Genomic DNA, 23,599 nt, shown 5'->3' on the forward strand with positions numbered 1-23,599 from the left:
GAGGTGAACGAATTGAACTATACTTACCGCAATTCTCATTTAACCGGCATGCGCCGTAAATTCAATGCTGTGCTTGCTTTGCTGCTGATCCTTGTTCTGGTGCTGCCGTCGCTCCCAGGCGCGTCCGCAGCATCGGATCCGGCACCGGCTTCCATTCGGATCGGAACGGCAGCGGGCGCGCCTGGCGATTATGTCGACGTACCTATCTTCTTCGATGATAACGGGTCGGGGCTGTATGTCTATCGCTCCGATATTACCGTGGCCTACGATCCACAGGTATTGGAGCCGGCAACAGGAGATGAGGCTCGCATTAGCGGCTTTGTCACCAATGTCGATGCGGACGCGGAATTAACTGTAGATGCATCCACGTCAGGCAATCTGAAGTTAGGTCTGCTTTTATCGGACTTTATTGACGAATCCGGCGAACTGATTACACTGCGTTTTAAGGTCAAGGATGGAGCAGCGTCAGGAGACTCGATTCTGTCGCTCGTAACTGCGCAACTCTACGAAGATACCGATCCGATCGATGCAGCTATGGTCAATGGCAAAATCACCGTGGCTGCGGCCGGCCAAGCGGAGATCGAAATCGGCAGCGGCTACGTCAGGGCCGGCGAAGCCGCATCCGTATCGGTGCCGGTTCGAGCGCTGTCGCTGGATAAGGCAGTCGCTTCTTACGGCATGCGGATCAAGTTCGATCCATCCGTAATGAGCGTAGAAGAAATAATCGGCCAGGACACGGTATCGAATTATGACAATACCGACGGATGGCTAATTGTCGCTTGGGTGGATTTGACCGGCGGAGATGCGTCGATTCCGGCCTCGACCGAGGCGCAAACTTTGTTTACGATCAAGTTTGCAGTTTCGCAGAACGCCGATAGCGGAGAGTATCCGTTGACCGTCGAGCAGCCGAGCGACGTTCGACAACTGACATTCACAGATTTGGACGTCGTAGAAATGAACAAAACCATTACGGCTGGCAAGATTGCTATCGTGGTTGCGCCTGAGGCGCCAACCGCGGTTACGGCGAATCCGGGCGACGGCAAAATACGGCTGGAATGGCCGGCCGTTCCGCTTGCGGAAACCTACAAGGTGTTCCGTTACGAAGGCAGCGCTGCGCCAAGCGATCCGGCCGATTGGGTCGAGATCGCCGGCAATGTTGAAACTAACCGCTATACTGCGGAAGGACTTACTAACGGTACCCACTATGTATTCGCCGTCAAAGCAGTCAACCTTGCCGGCGAATCCGATTTGAGCCCGGCCTCGGAAGCCGTCGCGCCTCAACCGGTTCCGGGTGCTCCAGAGAATTTCAGTGCAACGCCAGGCGACGGGACTGCGGTTATTTCCTTCGCCAAGCCGACTGGCTCGAACGGCGCGCCCGTTGCGAAGTACCGTGTCGAAGCGGTGCTGAATAACGTTGTCGTCGCATCGAAGGAAGTACCGACTAATTCAGAGAACGTCTACAGCGCGAGCTTCGATGGTCTGAATAATGGCGAAACGTATACGATTCGAATCTATGCAGTGAGCCTTGTGGGAGATTCGGAGCCGTTGATCGGCACGGTTCGTCCAGTGGCGAAGCCGCTGGCTCCGACGATTGTGACAGTCGTTCCCGGAAACAAGCAAGTCGAGGTGAAGTTCAGCGCGCCTGCCAATGCGGCGCAAGCGCCGGTCGCCTCGTATATCGTCACGGCTTCTCCCGGGGAGCAGTCGGTTACTGTAAGCGGGGATCTGCTGTCGGCAGTTGTTTCTGGGCTAACAAACGGAACGTCTTATACGTTTACGGTAGTTGCTCAGAACGCTGCCGGAACGTCCGATCCGTCAGCGCCTTCGGAAGCGGCCGTACCAAAGGCTCCATCTACCGGCAGTGGCGGTGGCGGCGGTTCGACACCGCAAGGCGAGAGGATTACACTTGACGTAAATGACGGAAGCGGCAAAGGCGGCGTAGTGGCCAGCGCGACTATAGAAAGAACGACACGCTCCGACGGCGGCAAGAAGGACGAGGTGACGCTGACGGGGACTCAGGCGGCCCAAGCGGTTAAACAGCTTAAGGAAGCCGGTTCCTCTGCTGCGAAAATCATTATTCCCGACGCTAAGGACGAAGTGTCCGAGTTGAATGTCAGACTGCCGGTCGATGCAACGAAGCCGTTTGCCGAGCAGGGGATCGCGATGCAGATCTGGACCGACAATGCCGGGATGATCATTCCAAGCGGTTCGTTAAAAGATTTGAAGGAGGAAGTCTACTTCCATATCGTTCCGATCAAGGCAGCGGACGAGCGCAAGCGGGTGGAGCAACGGCTCAAGGGCGAGCCTTTGCTGCTTCAATTGGCGAGCGCGGACGGTCTGCAATTGGTTGGCCGGCCGATGACGATCGAGACGAACATGAGCAGCCGCGAGGTTACGCTTGTGCTCCCGGTCAAAGGTGAGCTGTCCCAGGAGGAGCTTCGCAACCTTAGCGTCTTTATTGAGCATAGCGATGGGACGAAGGAGGTCGTGAAGGGAGAACTTGTCGCTTACAACGGATCGAGTACACAAGGGATCCAGTTCACGATCACTAAATTCAGTACTTTCTCTATCGTTAAGGCAAATATTCTTTCCCATACCGCTTATATTGAGGGCTACAGCGACGGAACGTTCCGTCCGGATCAGCCGGTTCGCCGCGCGGAGATGGCGGCGTTGCTGACCAGAGCGCTGCCGGGCTCTGCGGGGGCATCATCCAATGCAGCGTATATCGACTTGCCAAACGCCGCATGGGCGAAGCAGGCGATTACTCAAGCGACGGCTCGAGGCTATATGCAAGGGGCGGCTAATGGAAAATTCATGCCGGAGAAGTTCATTACCCGCGCGGAGATGGCGGCGATCGTCGATCGACTGCTGAGGAGCGGACAGAAGACGGCCAACCCGAATTCGGCTAAATTCAAGGATGCGACAGGGCATTGGGCGAGCGAAGCTATTGACCGAGTCAGCGCCGTTGGCGTCATGACGGGCTCCGGCAACGGGCTCTTCCGCCCGAATGATTCGTTGACTCGCGCCGAAGCAGTCGTGATTTTGAATCGCGTGCTTGATCGGGGGCCTCTCGCGAATACGGAGGCGAAATGGAAGGACGTGCCTGAGAATCACTGGGCGTTCGGCCACATTCAAGAAGCATCGTTAGAACATCGTTATACCCGTAGCGCTAATGGCGGAGAGACAGCTATCGGCCAATAGACGGTAATACTTGTTAACGCACGCCAAGAGGCTATCCCATAAGCAGAGTCGCCTAAGAGGATCGATAAGCAAAGCAAGAGGGTACATACCCTTGAACCTTTAGTATCGTCCTTGAGAGCAACTTGAGGCGCTTATGGGACAGCTTCTTGGTTTATTTTGATAGAGAAACCGGAATTGCGCGGAGGAAGCACTGAATTCGACAAAACCTCTAAATAAAAAAAATGGAACGCTTACAGTGGTCGACACCCTCTGCAAGCCTTGTACACTATACTGGGATTAGCTTTGCAAACCGGGATCGAAGAGAGGATTGGGTAGCGGAGATGGAGAAGGAATTACCGATGGAACAGAGATCGTGTAAGCAACCATTGGAAGTTGACATCCGCAAGATTCTGGAGCAAATGGGCATACATAAGGAAACGTTGTTGGAACAATTCATAAGCTCGAGCCAACGGTCTTGAGCCGTTTGATCGAATAGGAGAATAGAAAAGAGAGCGGCGAAGATGCCGCTCTCTTTTCTATTCTTTCGGCGCCGCACGGCGTCCGATATTCTCAACTGCTCATATTGCGTTCGGCGCGCACGAATGCGATGAAGCGACGCGCTTCATCGGCGGTCAGCTTGCGTCCGTCGATCGTTAAGGAGAAATGCTCCAATATCTGCTCGTCCGACAGCTCAAGCTCATCGGCGAATTGACGAATCTCGGGGTCCAGAGTCGTCTGAGGCTGCGACGTCCTTCCTACCAGATAATCGATGGAAACCTGGAACAGATCCGCGATTTTGCCCAGCGTCTCGGTATCGGGCTCTCTGCGGCTTTTCTCGTAGTGAGACAGCGCCGCGCGCGAGATGCCCAGGGAAGCAGCAAGTTCTTCTTGAGTTAAGCCGCGTTGGTCTCTTAGAAAGGCGAGACGATTGCCGATATTCATCGGATCCCTCCCAGGGAATTCATTGGTCTGCGTCAAATGCGACAAAATGTCACATCAAGTTGTCTCTATTTTATTATTAATCGAGCAAAATTGCAAATAATTGTAGCATTCCGGCTTAAAATCGAAAAAATCCCCTTGACTAGATACAAAATGTATCGTAAATTAATCGCATGTCTTTGTTACAAATTGTATCAATCGGGAGCTTGATAAGCCATGGACGAAGAGATCACGGTCAACAGACGCACCTATATCCGCTTTAGGCCGCAAACGCCGGTTTACGTGGAGCTAAGCTTATGGCAAGTGCAGGAGAGGGAGCTGAAGAGCCGGGCGCAGCGTGTGCTGCTTCGCGATGTCGGGCACGGCGGCTGCAGCTTCGCCACGAATTTGCGGCTGCCGGTGCGGGATGACGTGGAGTGGATGATCGAATTGCAGCTCGGTCAATATACGGCGCGGCCGCGCATTGTTCTGCTGCACTCCGGCGAAGAGGACGGGTTATTCTTCTATGGCGGAGAATGGAGGATGATGGGCTGGGAGCATCAAGCGTTTCGCTTTCGTTTTGACGAATACGTTCGGCAGATGCTGATTGCCAGTCCGCACATCCATACGCTGTATAAAAAGGTGGCAAGCCGTCACGACGACGGCCAATTCAAGCATCTGGACGTAACTTCATAAAGGAACGGTGAAGGGATCATGAAGCCGAAACGGAGAAGATTCGTTAGATGGCTCGGCTATGCCATGGCCGCTGTGCTGGTAATTGCAATTGGAGCCGGCGGGTACGTCTGGGTATCCGCGCAGCGGACGATGAACGCCATGTACGAGCCGCTCCCGTCGACGAAATGGGTAGACCCTGTGTTCGAGACGGAAGATGAGCCGGAAATTCTGCCTACGAATGAGTCGGCAGGACCGGAAGAGGATATAGAGGAGCCCGCGATGGAAGAGGAAGGCGAGCCGCCGGTCGTTCCGATCACGGCGATCGATCGCAATCCTGCGGAACCGCTGAAAATAAGCGAGGAAGACGTTGCGAGATTGAGGAGTCCGAGCACGGCGAACAAGGAGCCGTTTACGATGCTGCTGTTGGGAGTGGACGAGCGTCCAGGAGACCGCGGGCGAAGCGATACGATGATTTTGCTTACGGTCCAGCCTCGTACCGGCCAAGCGATCGCCTTGTCGATTCCCCGGGACACGAGAGTACTGATGCCGAATTCAGGGAAGTACGACAAGATCAATCACGCTTACGCATTCGGAGGCTCGGCGTTGTCCGTCGAAGCGGTAGAGAGGGCCTTCGGGGTGCCGATCGCTTTTTATATGAAAACGAACATGGGCGGGCTCATCGATATCGTCGATACGCTCGGAGGGGTCGACGTTAATAACGAGCGGGCGTTCAATTACGAGGGACACTCTTTTCCGAAGGGCGAGCAGCATCTGAACGGCGAAGAGGCGCTGGCTTACAGCCGAATGCGCAAGGAAGATCCTCAAGGCGATTTCGGAAGAACACAGAGGCAAAGGCAGATTTTGTCCGACGCGGTCGATCGGGTGGCCGGAGCGGGAACGGTGACTAAGCTTCCAAAGCTGCTGTCTCATCTGTCCGAATATGTGCGAACGAACTTGACCTCCGGCCAGATGATCGACCTGATTACGAAGTATCGGTCGACGAGCGGCAACGTCCAAATTATGTATTTGCAGGGACAGGGAAAGATGATCAACGGGATTTATTATTACACGATTACGGCGGAGGAACGCCGAAGAATACAATCGGAGATGTTGAAGGGTTTGAATTCGAATTGAAACGGATTACGGAGGGATACGAATGAAAGAGCAAGCGGTATTGTTTTATTGCGTGAAATGCGAGCATTTGAAGCCGATTGAACAGGCCGGCATGTTGTTCCGCACAGGATATTACCGCGCGCAGTATCCGCTCGGCTGCTGCGTCAATTGCAAGCTGTTGGCACGCACTTCGGGATAACGGCGATAAGCTTGCCTTAGCCTTTTTTTGAATGACCTCTTAAAATTTTGGTAAAGATTCGGATTGGACCGGCAACATTGGTATAATGAAACTGGAACAAATTGAACATGTCGGAGGTAAGCGCATGTCACAGACCCCTGTCGTCCGGCTGCAGAACGTGACGAAAGTCATCGGCAAACGGACGATTATCGACCGAGTGTCCTTCGAGGTTCGGCCGGGAGAAGTGTTCGGCTTCCTGGGCCCGAACGGATCGGGCAAAACGACGACGATCCGGATGATCGTCGGCTTGATGGGATTAACCGCAGGAGACATTCACATTGCGGATCACAGCATCAAAACGGAGTATCCCAAAGCGATCGTACATGTCGGCGCAATTGTGGAAAATCCCGAGATGTACAAGTTTCTAACGGGTTATCAGAATTTGCTTCATTATGCTCGAATGAACCCTTCCGTTACGGAGAAGAGAATTGAAGAGGTCATCCATCTGGTCGGGCTGCAAGGACGCATTCACGACAAGGTGAAGAAGTACTCCCTAGGTATGCGCCAGCGGCTGGGCGTTGCGCAAGCGGTCATGCATCGACCGAAGCTGCTCGTGCTGGACGAGCCGACGAACGGGCTGGATCCTGCCGGTATTCGCGAGCTCAGGGATTACTTGCGCAAGCTGGCTCAAGACGAAGGGACGGCCGTGCTCGTATCCTCGCATCTTCTCTCTGAGATGGAGCTGATGTGCGATCGGGTTGCGATCCTTCAGAATGGGCGGATCATCGACATTCGCTCGATCAGAGGACAAGCCGCCGAAGGGGAGAGCGTTGCCCAAGAGGAAGTTCAATTCGACGTCGATCATCCCGACGCGGCGCTCGGTATTCTTGAGGGCCAAAGCGCGGGCAGAATTGAGGGTGGCTTCTTAACGCTGACGTCTGATCGTCAGGGAATCGCAGCCATGAATCGGAGATTGGTGGAGGCGGGAATCAACGTCTACGGAATTCGCGTGAAGACGAAGTCGCTGGAAGACCAATTCCTCGAAGTGACGGGAAGTGAAACCATTGGCTAACTTTATGAACCTGATCCTGAACGAAAATATGAAAATCTATCGCCGAATCCGAACGTGGATCATGCTCGGTTTTATCGTGCTGATTCCGCCGCTTGTATCGCTTGCGATCTATCTGGCCGGCGGGGAAGGCATCTCCGGCTGGGGCATCATGATGACGGAGTCGTATATCCTCTACTCCCTCATTACAATCTTCGCCGTAGTGGTAGCGGCCGATAGCGTCGCCGGCGAGTTTACGTGGGGAACGATCAAGCTGCTGCTGATCCGACCATGGAGCCGTTCGACGATTTTGCTGTCCAAATACGTCTCGACGCTGCTGTTTGCGTTATTTTTCACTGTGACCGCATTTATCGTGACGCTGCTGTCCAATATGCTGATCTTCGGGCTGGGCGATGAGCCCCTATCCGGTTCCGGGTTGTCCAATTGGGAGTACATGCTCACGTTTTATCTGTTTCAGTTCATTACCCTTGTGATGATCGTGACGTTCGGGTTCACGATGTCTTCGGCGTTCCGCAGCGGAGGCTTGGCGATCGGCTTGTCGATCTCGTTCCTCTTCGCGGGCAATCTCATCACCGGCTTGTTCGCTATCGCGAATAAGGCTTGGGTGAAGTACGTTCTGTTCATGCACTTGGACTTGACAAACTATATCGACGGCGGGAACGGACCGATTCCGAACCATCCGACGACGCTCGGCTTTTCGCTGGCGGTTCTGGCCGTCTATTTCGTCCTGTTTAACGTCGTTTCCTGGACGGTGTTCCGGAAGCGGGACGTCGCAGCCTAAGCATTCGGCGTGCTTTTTGAGCGGTTAATACAATGAAGCTGTTCCAATTTGGAGCAGCTTCATTTTTTTTGTGCTGTTCCTGGGGAGCAGAACGATCGCCCGGAGAAGCTGCAAGGCGACTGGGCAACGTTAGAGCGCAGAATGATCGCCCGGAGAAGCTGCAAGGCGACTGGGCAACGTTAGAGCGCAGAATGATCGCCCGTAGAAGCTGCAAGGCGACTGGGCAACGTTAGAGCGCAGAATGATCGCCCGTAGAAGCTGCAAGGCGACTGGGCAACGTTAGAGTGCAGAACGATCGCCCGGAGAAGCTGTAAGGAGACTGGGCAACGTTAGAGCGGCAGAGCGGCGGCTTGGCTCTCGCACATCAGTTTGCGAGAAATCTCGGTTTATCTGGAGCGCATTCCTTAATATAGTTCAACTTATACAGTTGCCAATTTGTGAGAATAAATGATACAATTTGTATCAAATGTGCAGATAAAGCTTCCGATCCGTTTCATGATCCAAAATTAAGCGATCTAATCCAACCTCCAAAAAGGGAGCAGAAAACATGCTGGCATTATTTTACGGATTAATAGCCTTGTTGAGCGCTGTAACGACCGCATTCGAGGAGCAGTCCGCCCTGTCCGCTCAATCCGCCCGGTTCATCGCTCAATCCATTCAGTCCACCGTTCAGTCTACTGCCCAGTCCGCTCATACCGCTCAGTTCGCCCTGTCCGCTCAGTCCACTCAATCCACTCAATCCGCCCAGTCCGAATTGCGTTCCCCCGATGGGAAAGTCGTCTTTCGACTGAACGACCGGCCAGACGGAAAATGGAGCTACGATCTTTATTACGGCACTGTCCCGGTTCTGACCAACTCCCCGCTTGGACTTGTAACGGATGCGGTCGATTTCAGCGCGGGTCTGAGGCTGGCTGGAGAAAGCCGCCGCCGCATTCAAGAGACGCAGCGGCCCGCCGGCGTTCAAGCCGAGCCGTACTCGGTTAAGGCGAACGAATGGACGGTCGAATTTGCCAAAGATAAATCCGAATCTCAAATGCAGCTGCAAATCCGCGCATACGACGACGGAATCGCCTTCCGTTACGCGCTTTCCGGGACGGGACGGCAGGTCGTGCTCCGCGAAACGAGCGGGTTCCGCTTGCCGCAGGATGCGATAGGCTGGCTTGCGGATTACGTGCCGCATTACGAAGCCGTCTACGAACCGATTACAGCGCAGGAGATCAAAAAAGGCTCTTACATGATGCCGGCGCTGTTCTCGACAGAGGACAACCGCTTCTGGGCTCTCGTAACGGAGGCCGGCGTTTTTAATTCCGGAGGCGCCTTCCCCGCTTCGCAGTTAGTCGGGAGCGAGCGCCAGGACGGCCTGTTGGAGCTGGCGTTTCCCGCTGAACAGAAGGGCCGCGCCGTTGTCTCCGGTCCGCTCCAAACGCCATGGCGCACGGTGATCGTTGGCGACAATCCCGGAGCGATCGTGGAATCCCGGCTCGTCTACAGCTTGAATTCGCCGCCGGAGAGCGGCAAAGACCTCTCCTGGATCAAGCCGGGGAGGGCGGTGTGGTCTTACTGGTCCGAGGATGTGGATGAGAAGATTGAAGATCAGATGAGGTATGTCGATTTTGCCTCGCGGATGGGCTGGGAATACGTGACCGTCGATTCCAACTGGAATCGACAGGAGATTCAAGCGCTAATTCCGTATGCGGCAGGGAAAAACGTAGGCGTGATCATCTGGGTGCATTCCAAGGATTTGGACACGCAGGACAAGCTGAATCGTCTTCTGCCCGAGTGGAAGAGCTGGGGCGTTGCGGGGCTAAAGGTCGATTTTTTCGAAAACGACAATGCCGAGACGATGAAGAGCTACGAGCGAATTGCCCGTACAGCGTTCGAGCAGGGATTGGTTCTCGATTTTCACGGCAGCACGAAACCGGCGGGAGAAAATCGGACTTGGCCGAATATTCTCACGATGGAAGCGGTGAGAGGGACGGAATGGCAGATCGAAGGCAAACCCCTCGTAGCCGCTCATGAGGCGACCGTTCCGTTTACCCGGAACGTAGTCGGACCGATGGATTACACGCCGGTCACCTTGTCGCAGGCGGAAGAGATGACGACGTTCGCCAACCAACTGGCTCTATCGGTTCTGTACGAATCGCAGCTTCAGCATTTCGCCGACAATGTGAACGTGTATGCGCATTGGATCGGCCGCCATTTTTTGCGGGCCGTTCCCGAGGTCTGGGACGAGCTCAAATTTGTGGAGGGCTATCCCGGAGAATACGTAACGCTCGCGCGTCGCAAAGGTGAGACCTGGTTTGTCGGCTCCGTCTCGACCGAAGCGCGCGAAGCGAATATTCCTTTGTCCTTCCTGGGGCCGGGGCGCTATACGGCGACGATATTCCAGGACGGGGCCGAGGATTGGAAAATCGACGTACGCAGTCGGACGGTGACCCGCGAAGATACATTGCGGATTCCCCTCCGGGAAAACGGCGGGCTGGCGATTCATTTGTCGCAGACGCCGCTGGAGCTCGTAGGCGAGGAGGGGGAGGCGTATGAAGCGGAAAGCTCAAGCAACGTTAAACTGGGGAAGGTGACGGAAGCGGTCTGCACGGGATGCTCGGGTTACCGCAAAGTCGAGGCGGCTGCCGGCGGCTCCGTGCGTTTTACCCAGATTTCCGCTCCGGCGAAGGGAATGCATAGAGTTGCTCTGCACTATGTGTCGGACCGGCCGAGCCGCTTGGGAGTACGCGTCAACCAAGGCGCAATGCAAACATTGGAGCTTCCTCCCTCGGGCATAGGGCTGGATAAACCGGGCTTGCGCGAGCTGTTCTTCGAGCTGAATCAAAGCTCCAATTCTATTGAATTCATCGCATTGGACGATACGGCTCCGGCAGTCGACCGGATTCAAGTATCGCCTTCGAGAACGGGGGTGGAAAAAAAGGCGCCTCAGGAAACGAAGCGTACCTTTGAACGGATGTGGTTCGAGCGCGACGGCACGTATGCGGTGACAGTCTACTACAAGAATCCAGGTGCGGTCGGAGGAAAGTTGCGGGCTTCCTGGGAGAACGGCTCCGCATCCGAAATTTTGCTGCCCGCGACGGGACCGCTAGAGCCTGTCGCACGGTCGGTGTTTTCGGTAGAGATGACGAAGGGATTCCATCGCTTGGAGTTGATCGGCGGGGAGAACTTCCCTGCCTCGATCGAGCGCATCGTATGGGCGCCTACCTCCGTCCGATATGAGCTCCCCTCAGACGGGAAAATGCCGCTGGAGCTGAACGTTTCTTCGACGGCCTCAACCGTTCGAATGCTTCGGCTCGTTTATCGGTCGGCGGGAGACGTCACCGCTTCTTTGGGCGTGAACGGGACGATTGCCGATCCGATCCGGCTGCCTGCCACAGCGAGCAAAACGGCGGAAACGATCCGGTCCGTCGAGCTTGCGGAAGGGATGAATCGGATCCGGTTGTCCGCTGACGCCGGCATGGAGCTGCTGCGGATGGAACTCGTACAATAATGCGGGGAGAGAGCGCTTATGATCGATACGCATTGCCATGTGCTGCCCATGTGCGACGACGGGCCGGCCGAGTGGCAGACGTGCATAGAGATGGCCGAGCATGCCGCGGCCCAAGGCATTCGCACGATAATCGCAACGCCTCACCATCGAAGAGCTCCCTATAATAATCCGCCCGAGAAGATCCGCGAGCTTGTCAGGCGTTTCAACCGAATGGCCGAGCAGGAGAAGCTAGCCGTTACCGTTGTGGAAGGGCAGGAATTCCATTGGGAGGGCAATGCGCCGTGGCAGCGCGCGGTGGAAGGGCTGCAGACGTTGGGTTCGACCGGATATGCGCTGCTGGAGTTTCCTCACCGAAGAACGCCAGCCTCAATCAAGGAGGACCTGGCCACCTTCCGGGCAAGGGGACTGCGGGTCGTCATTGCCCATCCGGAGAGGCATCTTCCTTTTATCCGCGAACCGCATAAACTGTATGCCTTGTTGCGCGAAGGCGCATATGCGCAGCTTACGGCTTCCTCCTTGACGGGGCATCACGGGAAAGCCGTACAGCAGGTCGCCTGGACGATGGCGAGAAACGGCTGGATTCATTTGCTGGCCTCGGACGCACATGACCTCGTGTACCGGCCGAACAGGCTGGGGGCCGCATATGCGCTGGCGGCCGGCGAATTGGGGGATCGGCTGCCGGAGCTTTGGCAGCGGAATGCGGAGCGGCTCATTCAGGACGAGGAACTGCATAGAGAGGAGTTCGTTACTCGCAGAGCCGGCGTACGCTGGTGGAATATTCGTTTACCCTAGAGCATCGTATAGGACGCCTTCGACGGCCGCGCTTTCATTGGCGCGCAACCGTCGAAGGCGCCTTTTTTATGATGAGCGGGGGAGGAAAGACAAACCGTAAAAATTAGGAAATTTATATTGACATGATACAATTAGTATCGTATTTTTAAGAAACGAAGGTTACGAATTGTATCATAAGTTAGAGGAGGATTGGTCATGACAAGCGCAACAATGATGAAACGCCGTGCCATTATTACGATCGATAATCCTGCTTCCGTTCATGCGGAAGCCTACCGGACGCTGCGGACGAACGTCCAATGGTCATCCGTCGAAAATCCGTTGCAGACGCTGCTGGTGACTTCCGCCGAACAGGGGGCCGGCAAATCGACGACGGCGGTGAATCTGGCCGCCGCTTTTGCGTTAATGGGCAAAAAAACGGTAATCGTCGACGCCGATATGCGCAGGCCGGCACAGCATTGTTATTTTAACAAAACGAACCGGACGGGGCTCTCGAACCTGCTGAAGGGGCAGTTCACGCTGAGCCAGACGATTCAGGAAACCCACATCGAAGGCTTAAGCTTGCTGCCTTCCGGCACGATTCCCCACAATCCCGCGGAATTGCTGGCCGGGCAGCGAATGGACGAGCTTCTCGCCGAGCTCAAGCAGCAATATGAGTTCGTGCTGCTCGATACGACGCCGGTGCTGGCCGTTACGGATGCGCAAGTACTCGGTGCGAAGGTCGACGGGGTGCTGTTTGTCCTTCAATGCCGTTCCACGAAACGAGAATCAGCGAGAAAGGCGATCGCCCAACTGGAATACATGCACTCCAACGTGATCGGCACCGTGCTGAATCGAACGAAGAAAAAGAAGGCGGCGTACCGTTACGAACTGTAGAGGTCCTTCAAATTGCTCACCTAAAATTAAACTTGACATGATACAAAATGTAGCATAAATTAAAAGGTGTAACGATACAATTTGTTTCATCAAAAGGCGATCGGAGGCTGATTATGGAGCCGGATATGAAAGAATATGTGAAACTTCTGTTGAAAAGAGGGTGGCTGATTGGCGGGATCGTCCTCTTATGCTGCGGAGCTACTGCGGTTTACGATCGTCTTTTTGCAAGCCCGGTCTACGAAGCGAGCATCAAGCTGATCGTGAACACCGCCAATCAAGTCGACGGCCTGATGCGTCCCGATTCCAATCTGATTACCTCCAATATTATGATGATCGACACGTACAAGGAAATCATCGCAACCCCGGTCATTATGCAGAAGGTCGCGGCCAAGCATCCCGAGTTCAATCTGACGGCCGACGAGTTGATTCGCAAGACGCGAGTGCAATCCTCTTCGAACTCGCAGGTCATGAGCGTCGCATATCGCGACGAATCGCCGACACGGGCGGTTGCGCTGGCGAACGAAATCGGGCTGGTTTTCCGGGACGAGATTCCTCAGATTATGAACGTAGACAACGTTACGATTTTGAGCGAGTCGAAGAGCCCCTCCGAGCTAGAATCGATTTCGATGGGATTGACCTTTAAGCTTGCCCTGGCCTTTATTTTATCGTTGATTGCGTCCGTGTCGGTCGTATTCCTGAAGGAGTATATGGACGATACGCTCAAGGACGAGAAGGATGTCAGAGTTTACTTGGATAAGTCGACGCTTGCCGAGATTTCCAGAATCAAGAGATCGGAGCTTGGCAAGACGGACGGATCGGCGTCGAAAGCCGCCGCTCTTTCCGGAGACCCGCTCGCCATACGCTTCAAGCAGCAACTTTAACCGTCGTCCCGCTGCGGACGCGGGAACACTCCCCGACCCGCTCGGGGCGGCCAAGTCTGATCAGCCGTTATCCTCTCAGGCACTCGGTCAAGCTGTGGGCGGCTTCCCGCCTTAGACGTGAATCGTCGAGGGTTTGACGTGAGGAGGGGTTGGATGCCCCACTAAATTACACAATTGAAGCAGTTCAAATAGAAGGATCAGGAGCGGCTTTTTGAACGTTCCGATAATCGGCGCGCAGTTGCGCCCCTTTTGTGAAAGGCTCCCTGGGCGGCTCCATCAAGAAGCCGCTCTTGATCTTTTTATCCGATTAACATGTGAAAAGGCGGGGTTGACGTTGAGAAAGTGGAAAAGAGTGAAGAAGGCGATTATTCCGGCGGCAGGTCTTGGCACGCGCTTTTTGCCGGCGACTAAGGCGATGCCGAAGGAAATGCTTCCGATCATAGACAAGCCGACGATTCAATATATCGTCGAGGAGGCCGTGCAGTCGGGAATCGAAGAAATCCTTATCGTGACCGGCAAAGGAAAGCGCGCCATCGAAGATCATTTCGACAGCCATTTCGAGCTTGAGCATACGCTCTACGAGAAAAACAAGCTTCAGCTTCTGGAGGAGGTTCAGAGGTCCTCCAATCTGGTAGACATTCATTATATTCGCCAGAGAATGCCCCTGGGTCTCGGACATGCGGTCTGGTGCGCCCGCAAATTCATCGGGAACGAGCCGTTCGCGGTGCTGTTGGGCGACGATATCGTTCAGGCGAATACGCCCTGTCTGCAGCAAATGATGGAGCAATTTCAACTGACGCAGAAATCGATCGTCGGCGTTCAGCCCGTCCCGTACGAGGAGACGCACAGATACGGCATCGTCGTACCGGAGCAGGACGAGGATGGATTATCCCTCGTGTCCGAGATTTACGAGAAGCCGCCGCGGGGAACCGTCGCATCGAATCTGGCCGTGCTCGGCCGCTATATTTTAACGCCGGACATCTTTACGCTGCTCGACGAGCACATCGTCGGCACCGGGGGAGAGATTCAATTAACCGACGCCATTCAGCGGCTGTCGAAGCTGGATCAGGTGTACGCCTATCAATTCCAAGGCCGGCGGTACGATGTGGGCGAGAAGCTCGGCTTTATTTTAACGACGCTCGACTTCGCCTTACGCAATGAAGAACTGAAGTACCCGGTTTTGAAGGAAATGGAGAAGCTGCTGCAAGCCGCTCAATCCTATCGATTATAATACGGGCCCCCGAGGATGAAATGACGATGCCAAATTCCAAAGAAGCCAATATGAAAATCGCTTCGACCTCTTATGCTCCTTACTCGCCCTACACGCTCAGTCAAAACTCGCTCCTACAGAATACGCTCAATCCGAATACACCGAGTCCGGCTCGCGCCGGCCGCTCCGCATACGACCGGGCCAAACGGATGCTCGATCTCGTCCTGACCTCGGCCGCGCTGCCTCCTCTGGCTCCCTTTCTGCTGCTGATCGCGCTCGCGGTCAAGCTGGAGGAGCCGTCCAGTCCGGCGCTGTACACGCAGACCCGGCTCGGCAAGGACGGCAAGCCGTTTCGGATCTACAAATTCAGATCCATGGTCGGCGACGCAGAGAAGCAATTGGAGCGGATCAAGCATTTGAACGAAATGGAAGGCGCCGTGTTCAAAATCAAGAACGATCCGCGAATTACAAGGGTTGGCCGCTTCCTGCGCAAAACGAGCCTGGATGAGCTGCCGCAGCTGTTTAACGTCGTCCGGGGAGAAATGAGCCTTGTCGGGCCGCGCCCCCCGTTGCCGGAGGAAGTGGAGCGGTACAGCGGCTACGAACTTCTTCGTCTGCAGGTCAAGCCGGGGTGTACCGGGCTATGGCAGGTGAGCGGAAGGAACCGTCTCCATTTTACGGAGATGGTGGAGATGGATCTGGATTACATCGAACGCCGTTCGGTCTGGCTGGACATCAAGCTGATCGCCAGAACGGTAGTCGTTATGTTCAAGGCGAAGGACGCTTACTAGGGCGTGTCTGCAAACCCGCCCGGGAGCGTCTTTCACCTCCCCTGCTTCGTCACTTTTGCTTGACGTACCCCCGGTACGCCTTCACGAAAGTTCCTTGCATAGAACGAAAATTCGGCAAAATCTGCTGCCCTCGAAGGATGCAGACACGCCCTAGGAGGTTGCGCAATGGATCGAGACGCCAAAATATTCGTAGCTGGGCACCGGGGCCTGGTCGGGTCCGCCATCGAACGGAATTTGCTGGCCAGAGGCTTTCGTCAGATCGTGACGCGAACGCGAAGCCAGCTTGATCTGAGAGACGGTCTGGCGGTATTGGAGTTTTTCCGGCAGGAGCAGTTCGATTACGTGTTTCTGGCGGCGGCCAAGGTGGGCGGCATTGTGGCGAATCGGGACATGCCGGGAGAGTTTATTCGCGACAATCTGTTCATTCAGATGAGCGTCATCGACGCGGCTTATCGGACATCTGTGAAAAAGCTGCTGTTTCTCGGAAGCAGCTGTATCTATCCGAAGCTGGCCCCGCAGCCGCTGAAAGAGGAATATTTGCTGACGGGCGAGCTGGAGCCGACGAACGAGGCGTACGCCGTTGCCAAAATTGCCGGAATCAAAATGTGCCAGGCGTACAACCGCCAATTCGGCACGACCTTCATCTCGGCGATGCCGACTAATTTGTACGGTCCGCGCGACAATTTCGACCCGCAGACCTCGCATGTGCTGCCCGCCCTGATTCGTAAAATGCACGAAGCCAAGGAGAATGGCTCCCCGTTCGTTGAGGTTTGGGGCTCCGGCCGGCCAAGGCGCGAATTTCTGCATGCCGACGATCTGGCGGACGCTTGCGCGCACCTGATGGAAGTGTACGAGGAGGGCGACATCGTCAACATCGGCACGGGCGAGGATTTGACGATCCGGGAGCTGGCGGAGCTCGTACGGGCTGCGGTCGGTTATGCGGGCGAGCTGCGATTTAACCCCGATCTGCCCGATGGGACGCCGCGCAAGCTGCTGGATTGCTCGAAGATGGAGCGGCTGGGCTGGCAGGCGAAAATACCGCTGCAGGCCGGCATTGCAAGCACCTATCGGTGGTTCCTGAAAAATATCGCCGCCAAGTCGGAAGAAAGAAGGATTCTATTGTGAAGAGAGCGCTTATAACGGGCATTACCGGTCAAGACGGATCTTATTTGGCGGAGCTGCTGCTGGAGAAGGGCTACCGTGTCTACGGGCTGAGAAGAAGAACGAGCACGCCCAATCATGCGAATATCGAGCATCTGCTGGACGATATCGAACTGCTCGAAGGGGATTTGACGGATTTGAGCTCGCTCATCCGCGCCGTCCGCGTCTCCGATCCGGACGAGGTCTACAACCTGGCCGCGCAGTCCTATGTCGGCACCTCGTGGCCGCAGCCGCTGTTAACGAGCGACTTGACGGCGCTCGGAGCGACCAATCTGCTCGAAGCGGTCCGGCTAACGAAGCCGGAGGTCCGTTATTATCAAGCGTCGAGCAGCGAAATGTTCGGCAAGGTCGTGGAGTGCCCGCAGCGGGAGACGACTCCCTTCTATCCGAGAAGCCCGTACGGCGTATCGAAGGTGTACGCGCATTGGATGACGGTGAATTACCGCGAAAGCTACGATATGTTCGCTTGCTCGGGCATTTTGTTTAATCACGAATCGCCGCGCCGCGGCATCGAGTTTGTTACCCGCAAGGTAACCGACGCGGTAGCCCGGATCGCCGGCGGACTGCAGTCCGAGCTAAAGATGGGCAATCTGGATGCGGTGAGAGATTGGGGCTACGCGGGAGATTACGTAGAGGCGATGTGGATGATGCTGCAGCAGGAGACGCCGGAGGATTACGTCATCGCCACGGGCGAGACGCATTCCGTCCGCGAGCTTCTGGAGATCGCCTTCAAGTACGTCGGGCTCGATTACCGCGATTTCGTCGTACAGGATAAGTCGCTTTGCCGGCCGGCCGAGGTGGATCTTTTGCTGGGCGACTGCGCCAAAGCGAGAGCGAAGCTGGGCTGGAGGCCCAAGGTCGATTTCGAGGGCTTGATCGCGATGATGGTCGAAGCCGATCTGGAAAGAGTTCAATTCATTCAATCGAAGGGATACCGACGCTATGAAAATCGCGTTTATGATTACTTCCCTGCAGTACGGGGGGGCTGAGAAAATCGTTCTCGACCTGATCGGCCGATTTCGCGGCTTGTCCATCGAATGCTGGCTGATCGCGCTCTACGAATCGAGAGACCGCGTTAAGCGCGACCAGCTTGCCGAGGCGCTTGAGCGCGAAGGCATCCGGCTGGTCGAATTGAACAAGCGGCCCGGAGAAGGGACTTTCCGGTCGATGCTCCGGCTGAAGCGGGTGCTTCGCGATATCTCTCCCGACGTCGTGAACGCCCATGGCCCGGTTCCGAACATGTATGCCGGAATCGCCAATCTCTGGGGACGCAAGGTTTCGACGATTACGACGGTACACAACGGTACGGACGATTGGCCCGACTGGAAGAGCAAAATGCTGGAGCGAACGAGCCTGCTCGGAGTGAACAGAGTCGTCTGCGTGGCCCAGCACGTCGCGGAGGCGTACCGCCTGAAATATCCGCAATCGACCGCCAAAACCGCCATCATCGAAAACGGCATCGATCCGCAGCGGTATGCGCCGCCGTCTCCCGCCGTGAGAGCGCAGTGGCGGGAGATGTTGGGCTGTCCCGCCGACGCCGCGCTGCTCATTCATGTCGGGAGAATGGTGCCGCTCAAAAACCAACGTTTTCTCGTGGAAGTGGCGGAGCGCTTGAGAAGCAGAGGCAAGAAATTCAGGCTGCTGCTGGTGGGCAACTTCGAGGATGACCGATACGTCGAGGAGATCCGGCAGTTGACGGAGAAGCACGGCTTAACCGAACAGGTCCGGCTGCTGGGATCGCGGGATAATGTCGGAGACCTGCTGGGAGCTTCGGACGTTTTTCTGTTTCCGTCGGAGGTCGAGGCGTTCGGCTTGGCGCTGCTGGAGGCGATGTGCTGCGGACTGCCCGCCGTCTGCTCCGACATTCCGTCCAATCGCAAGCTGTCGGAGCTGAGCGCCCGCAATCGGGTTGTCGACTGGGACGCCGAGCGGTGGGCGGAACAGATCGAGCTGCTGCTCGAAGACCGCCCCGAACGAAGGCGTCAGGAGTCGTATCCGTATTGGACGCTGGAAAGAATGGCGGGGGACTATCTGAAACTGTACGGGCAATCCGGAAGCTTGCTAGCGGGACTGGGAGGCGGGACGGGATGAACGTGCTCTATCTGACGAATATTCCGAACCCTTACCGGGTCGATTTCTTTAATGAGCTGGCGCGCAGCTGCAATCTCACCGTCTGGTTCCAGGCCTCAACCGAGGCCAATCGGCAATGGGAGGTTCGTCTGGATCAGGCGAAATTCTCCTACAAGTTTCTGCCGGGCATGACGTTCGGTCTGGATAAGCATGTGAACTGGACGGTGCTGAAGGAGCTTCGCAAGTCGCAATTCGACGTCTACGTGCTGGGGTGCTACAGCTCTCCTACCGAGATGGCCGTCATTCGGTGGCTGAGAGCCCGAAGGCGGCCGTTTCTGCTCAATACGGACGGAGGCTTTCCCGGCCAAGAGAACCGCATCAAGCGTTGGTTAAAACAAACCTTCATCTCGGCGGCCGACGGCTGGCTGTCTTCCGGAACGAACGGAACCGCGTATTTGCTTCATTACGGAGCGAAGAGCGGGCGAATTTGGGAGTATCCGTTCTCCTCGTCCGCGTATACGGAGGAACAACTGCGTCCGTTCTCGCGAGAAGAGAAGGAGCGGTTCAAGCGTCGTCACGACCTGAAGGAACGCGTTCTGCTGTCCGTCGGACAGTTTATTGAACGCAAAGGTTTCGAGGATTTATTGACGGCGTACGGCTCGCTCGACAACGGGAAAACGTCGCTTGTGTTAATCGGAGGAGGACCGCTGAAGGCGCGCTACGAGCGCATCATTCGCGAGAAGCGGCTGAGGAACGTTCATCTCCTCGGGTTCATGGAAGCCGATTCGCTCACGGCGTTCTACCGGTGCGCGGACGTCTTTGTCATGCCCACTCGATACGACGTCTGGGGACTCGTATTAAACGAAGCGCTCGCCTTCGGTCTGCCGATCGTCACGACCTGCGGCGCCGGAGCCGCCTACAGCCTCGTCGAACATGACGTCAACGGCTTCGTGACCGCCGTCGGCGATAGCGACAGCTTCGCGCGCGGCTGCAGATCGCTGCTGCGGGACGAAAGCCTGCGGGAGCGGTTTGCCGCAGCCGCCTTGAGCAAGGCGGAAGATTATACCGTCGCCCGCATGGCCGAACGGCATCTGGAAATCTTCGAGACTATGCTGGAGCAACGCCAACACTACGGGCCTAAGGTGATGTCATGATTCCGATCTTATATATTCAACCCTATGCGAGCCAAGTCGGCGGAGTGGATACGGTGCTGCTGGAGCTGATCGCCGGTTTGGACAAGTCCCGCTTTCGTCCGTTCGTCGTACTGCCCGGACCGAGTCCTTACGTGGAGAAATACAAGGATATTGGAGCGGAGGTGAGATTCGCTCCCGTCGCGGTGTTCGGCAAGCCGCGGGGCTGGTCGTACTATTTCGTCAACCTGGCCAAACTGTTCGCCAGCATGCGCGCCCTTCGCGCCATCGTCCGGAAAGAAAAGATCGCCCTGATTCATTCCCACAAGATGGAGGCGATGGGCGGCAATCTGCTCGGCAAATGGATGGGCATTCCTACCGTTCAGACGGTTCACGAGCTGCCGCGAAAACCGCTGCTGGCCTATAAGTTCGTAGCCTGGCTGAACCATCTATGCAACGATCTGGTCATCGTGCTGTGCGACCAGAGCGCGTCTATGTTCGAATGGCGCAGCCGGAAATCCGCCAAGCTCCGTAAAATCTATAACGGAATCCGCCTGAAGGAGCCCTCGGGAGCGGACGGCGCTGCCGACTCCGCGCTTCTCCCCATCCGCAAGGCGCTGGGGATCGCTCCCGAGGAGAAGCTGGTCGTTACCGTCGCCAGGCTGGCGCCGATGAAGGGCATCGAATATTTGATCGATGCCGCAGGGCTGCTGCTCGCCGAGCGCAAGGACGTTAAATTCGCCATCGTCGGGGACGTCGCGTTCGAGGAGGATCGCCCATACAAGGAGAGGCTGCTGAACAGAGCCGCCGCGCAAGGGCTGACCGGAGCCGTTCATTTTCTCGGCCTAAGAAGGGACGTCGACCGTATCCTCGCCGAAGCGGACGCGTTTGCGCTGCCCTCCGTCTACGATATTTTCCCGACCGTGATTCTGGAAGCGATGAATGCGGGCCTTCCGATCGTCGCAACCGACGTAGGCGGCGTTCCGGAGATGGTGCGCGAAGCTTACGGCATTCTCGTTCCTCCGGCGAATCCGCTTAAGCTGAAGGAAGCTTTGAACGAACTGCTGGAACTCGACTGCAAGGCGATGGGCCGGGTCGCTCAGCAGACGCTGAGGGCGGAATTCACCAGGGAAATCTACGTCGACAAGACGGTGCGGCTATACGAGGAATTGCTTCGTCCGAAGTCGATTTCGAGTCCGATAGGAGGTAGCGCGTGAAGAAGCTCGTATTCGTCATTAATTATTTCTATCCGGATGTCGCTTCGACGGGCCAACTGATGACGGAGCTGTGCCGGGAGCTGCAGCGCGACTACCATATTACCGTAATCGCCGCCGATTCGGGGGGCGAGCTGGGAGCCGGCGCGCCCCGGTTCCGGGAGGAACGGCTGGAGCAGATTCGGATCGTGCGGCTCAGGCTTGCGGAGCCGAACAAGAGGAGCAAGTGGAGCAGGCTTCGCTACATCGCCGGCTACTTCGTCTTTGCTCTTGCAGCGCTGCTGAGAGAGCGGAACGTCGATCTGATCTTTACGATCTCGACTCCGCCCGTGCTCGGAGGCTTGATCGGCGCGATCGGAAAGCGGCTGAAGGGCTGCGCCCATCTGTACAACATTCAGGATTTCAACCCGGAGCAGGCCGAAGCGATCGGCTACGCCCGCAGCAAGCGGCTGTACGGAATCGCCCGCCGGATCGACAATATGACCTGCCGGCATGCGGATCACGTCCTGCTGGTCGGCAGAGACATGCGCGATACGCTGGTCCGTCGGTTGAAGGGCGTACGCGTGCCCGAGCATTCGGTCATTACCAATTGGACCGACGAGCGGGACATCGTGCCTCTGGATCGCGGCCATCCCGAGGTGGAGCGCTTCCGCGACAGCCATGGCATGAATGGGAAGTTCGTCGTCATGTACTCCGGCAATATCGGACTCTATTACGATCTGGAAAATTTGCTTAAAGCGGCGGAGCCCTTCCGCGAGCGAACGGAGCTGCTGTTCGTCTTTATCGGAGACGGGGCGGTAAAGCCCGCATTGGAACGCATCGCGCAGGAGCGCGGGCTTAACAACGTGAGGTTTCTTCCCTTTCAGCCGAAGGAGGCGCTTAAGTATACGCTCGGCGCCGCCGACGTTCATCTGGTCGTCAGCCAGAAAGGGATCAAGGGCGTGTCCGTCCCGAGCAAAATCTACGGGGTGCTGGCTGCTGGAAAGCCGGTGCTGGGCGTATTGGAACGCGGAAGCGAGGCGGAAAGAATCGTCTCCGAGAGCCGCTGCGGAATGGTCGTCGAGCCTGGCGGCTATTCCGAATTCGCGCAGACGCTGGCGGCCATGACGGCTCTGCCTGCCGCTCGGCTTGAAGAAATGGGGGGGAACGGCCGGCTGTATTTGGAAAGGCATTTGCGAAAGAGCGATTCCATCGCAAGCTACGGCCGGCTTCTGGACGGAATGCTAAATCAAAAAAGGAGTTTTCAGGATGAAGATTTCGGTCATCGTCGCGACCAAGGACAGGGTGGAGGAATTGATCCGATTCCTGGAATCGCTGCGGATTCAAGCATCCCCCCCAGATGAGCTGATCGTCGTCGACGGCTCCGAAGCGCCGGACGATCCGCGTCTGAAGCTTGTGCTGGATTCTCTGCCTTGGCGCGTCGTCTACGTTCGTTCCGAACGCCAAGGCATTACGGTTCAGCGGAATATCGGACTGAACGCCCTGCACTCCTCCGCGGAGCTGGTCGGCTTTTTCGACGATGACGTCGTGCTGGACGCGGGTTATCTGCGCATGATCGTCGAGGCTTTCGGCCGGGATAAGAACAAGCGCATCGGAGGCATGAACGGTTTTCCGCTGGTCGACGGGAATCGCAGAAGCTCGCGCAACCCGGTATACGAGCTGATCGACGTCCCCGACCTGTACGGCTGCAATATGATCTATCGGGCGGAAGCGATCGGCAATCTGCGCTTCGACGAAAATCTGGCGCTGTACGGCTGGATGGAGGATTGGGATTTCTCCAAACGGGTGGCTCGCGACCGGCGGCTCGTATGCTGCAATCAAGCGTATTTCTATCATTTGCAAAGTCCGAAAGCTAGAGTGAACGGCCGAAAGTTCGGCTATATGCAGATCGCCAACCGCAATTATCTCTATAAAAAGCATCGCGTCTTCGACAGAAGAGAGTACGTGTTCTACGCGAGCATTCTTCTGAAGAACCTGGCCCGGTCTTACCGGAAAACGTATCGGGAGCGCTGTCTGGGCAATCTCAGAGCGCTGCGCGAAATTTTCCACGAAGGGGGATGAGTCCGT

General features: G+C 56.2%; 20 protein-coding genes. 19 read left to right on the forward strand and 1 reads right to left on the reverse strand.

Going from position 1 to position 23,599, the window contains the following annotated elements; translation table 11 throughout:
* Window positions 1-12: 12 nt before the first annotated feature.
* Window positions 13-3,201, forward strand: a complete 3,189-nt coding sequence (locus tag DFP98_RS07920) for an S-layer homology domain-containing protein (RefSeq protein WP_116060045.1) — start codon at window positions 13-15, stop codon at window positions 3,199-3,201.
* 549 nt (window positions 3,202-3,750) lie between these two features.
* Here DFP98_RS07920 and DFP98_RS07930 read toward each other — a convergent pair.
* Window positions 3,751-4,122, reverse strand: coding sequence for a helix-turn-helix domain-containing protein (locus DFP98_RS07930; protein ID WP_116060047.1), 372 nt, complete (start codon window positions 4,120-4,122; stop codon window positions 3,751-3,753).
* Between the two features lie 213 nt (window positions 4,123-4,335).
* Here DFP98_RS07930 and DFP98_RS07935 point away from each other — a divergent pair, with 213 nt between their 5' ends.
* The 18 genes from DFP98_RS07935 (at window position 4,336) to DFP98_RS08015 (ending at window position 23,593) form a co-directional block, all read left to right on the forward strand.
* Window positions 4,336-4,794, forward strand: a complete 459-nt coding sequence (locus DFP98_RS07935) for a hypothetical protein (protein WP_116060048.1) — start codon at window positions 4,336-4,338, stop codon at window positions 4,792-4,794.
* Window positions 4,795-4,812: 18 nt separating this feature from the next.
* The gene (locus tag DFP98_RS07940) at window positions 4,813-5,907 is read left to right on the forward strand and encodes an LCP family glycopolymer transferase (RefSeq protein WP_116060049.1); all 1,095 of its coding nucleotides are present in this window, start codon (window positions 4,813-4,815) and stop codon (window positions 5,905-5,907) included.
* 22 nt (window positions 5,908-5,929) lie between these two features.
* The gene (locus DFP98_RS38975) at window positions 5,930-6,085 is read left to right on the forward strand and encodes a hypothetical protein (RefSeq protein ID WP_181917557.1); all 156 of its coding nucleotides are present in this window, start codon (window positions 5,930-5,932) and stop codon (window positions 6,083-6,085) included.
* A 124-nt stretch (window positions 6,086-6,209) separates the two neighbouring features.
* Complete coding sequence (locus DFP98_RS07945; protein ID WP_116060050.1) at window positions 6,210-7,136, forward strand: ABC transporter ATP-binding protein; 927 nt, start codon at window positions 6,210-6,212, stop codon at window positions 7,134-7,136.
* Window positions 7,120-7,914, forward strand: a complete 795-nt coding sequence (locus tag DFP98_RS07950; protein WP_246016450.1) for an ABC transporter permease — start codon at window positions 7,120-7,122, stop codon at window positions 7,912-7,914. Before DFP98_RS07945 ends, DFP98_RS07950 begins: the two co-directional genes overlap by 17 nt.
* Window positions 7,915-8,461: 547 nt before the next feature.
* Window positions 8,462-11,410 (forward strand): glycoside hydrolase family 97 N-terminal domain-containing protein, encoded by a 2,949-nt coding sequence (locus DFP98_RS07955; RefSeq protein WP_116060052.1) that lies wholly within the window; start codon window positions 8,462-8,464, stop codon window positions 11,408-11,410.
* Between the two features lie 18 nt (window positions 11,411-11,428).
* Window positions 11,429-12,202 (forward strand): tyrosine-protein phosphatase, encoded by a 774-nt coding sequence (locus DFP98_RS07960; RefSeq protein WP_116060053.1) that lies wholly within the window; start codon window positions 11,429-11,431, stop codon window positions 12,200-12,202.
* 195 nt (window positions 12,203-12,397) lie between these two features.
* Window positions 12,398-13,075 (forward strand): CpsD/CapB family tyrosine-protein kinase, encoded by a 678-nt coding sequence (locus DFP98_RS07965; RefSeq protein WP_246016451.1) that lies wholly within the window; start codon window positions 12,398-12,400, stop codon window positions 13,073-13,075.
* Window positions 13,076-13,188: 113 nt separating this feature from the next.
* The gene (locus DFP98_RS07970; RefSeq protein WP_116060054.1) at window positions 13,189-13,956 is read left to right on the forward strand and encodes a YveK family protein; all 768 of its coding nucleotides are present in this window, start codon (window positions 13,189-13,191) and stop codon (window positions 13,954-13,956) included.
* Window positions 13,957-14,290: 334 nt separating this feature from the next.
* Complete coding sequence (gene galU / locus DFP98_RS07975; RefSeq protein WP_116060055.1) at window positions 14,291-15,187, forward strand: UTP--glucose-1-phosphate uridylyltransferase GalU; 897 nt, start codon at window positions 14,291-14,293, stop codon at window positions 15,185-15,187.
* 26 nt (window positions 15,188-15,213) lie between these two features.
* A complete protein-coding gene (locus DFP98_RS07980; protein WP_246016452.1) occupies window positions 15,214-15,957 on the forward strand; it encodes a sugar transferase in 744 nt (247 codons plus the stop codon).
* Window positions 15,958-16,122: 165 nt separating this feature from the next.
* On the forward strand, window positions 16,123-17,082 hold the full coding sequence (locus DFP98_RS07985) for a GDP-L-fucose synthase family protein (protein WP_116060056.1): 960 nt from the start codon (window positions 16,123-16,125) through the stop codon (window positions 17,080-17,082).
* The gene (gmd, locus tag DFP98_RS07990; protein WP_116060057.1) at window positions 17,079-18,107 is read left to right on the forward strand and encodes a GDP-mannose 4,6-dehydratase; all 1,029 of its coding nucleotides are present in this window, start codon (window positions 17,079-17,081) and stop codon (window positions 18,105-18,107) included. Before DFP98_RS07985 ends, gmd begins: the two co-directional genes overlap by 4 nt.
* Window positions 18,061-19,209, forward strand: coding sequence for a glycosyltransferase (locus tag DFP98_RS07995; protein WP_116060058.1), 1,149 nt, complete (start codon window positions 18,061-18,063; stop codon window positions 19,207-19,209). Before gmd ends, DFP98_RS07995 begins: the two co-directional genes overlap by 47 nt.
* Window positions 19,206-20,342 (forward strand): glycosyltransferase family 4 protein, encoded by a 1,137-nt coding sequence (locus DFP98_RS08000; RefSeq protein ID WP_116060059.1) that lies wholly within the window; start codon window positions 19,206-19,208, stop codon window positions 20,340-20,342. The genes DFP98_RS07995 and DFP98_RS08000 overlap by 4 nt, the downstream gene beginning before the upstream one ends.
* Window positions 20,339-21,535 carry a glycosyltransferase gene (locus DFP98_RS08005; protein WP_116060060.1) on the forward strand — a complete coding sequence of 399 codons (1,197 nt, stop codon included), beginning with the start codon at window positions 20,339-20,341 and terminating at the stop codon, window positions 21,533-21,535. The genes DFP98_RS08000 and DFP98_RS08005 overlap by 4 nt, the downstream gene beginning before the upstream one ends.
* Window positions 21,532-22,875 (forward strand): glycosyltransferase family 4 protein, encoded by a 1,344-nt coding sequence (locus DFP98_RS08010; RefSeq protein ID WP_246016453.1) that lies wholly within the window; start codon window positions 21,532-21,534, stop codon window positions 22,873-22,875. Before DFP98_RS08005 ends, DFP98_RS08010 begins: the two co-directional genes overlap by 4 nt.
* On the forward strand, window positions 22,781-23,593 hold the full coding sequence (locus tag DFP98_RS08015; RefSeq protein WP_116060061.1) for a glycosyltransferase family 2 protein: 813 nt from the start codon (window positions 22,781-22,783) through the stop codon (window positions 23,591-23,593). The genes DFP98_RS08010 and DFP98_RS08015 overlap by 95 nt, the downstream gene beginning before the upstream one ends.
* Window positions 23,594-23,599: the final 6 nt, after the last annotated feature.

This window comes from Cohnella phaseoli, from assembly GCF_003386235.1.
In the GTDB taxonomy this organism is placed as follows: Bacteria; Bacillota; Bacilli; order Paenibacillales; family Paenibacillaceae; genus Cohnella; species Cohnella phaseoli.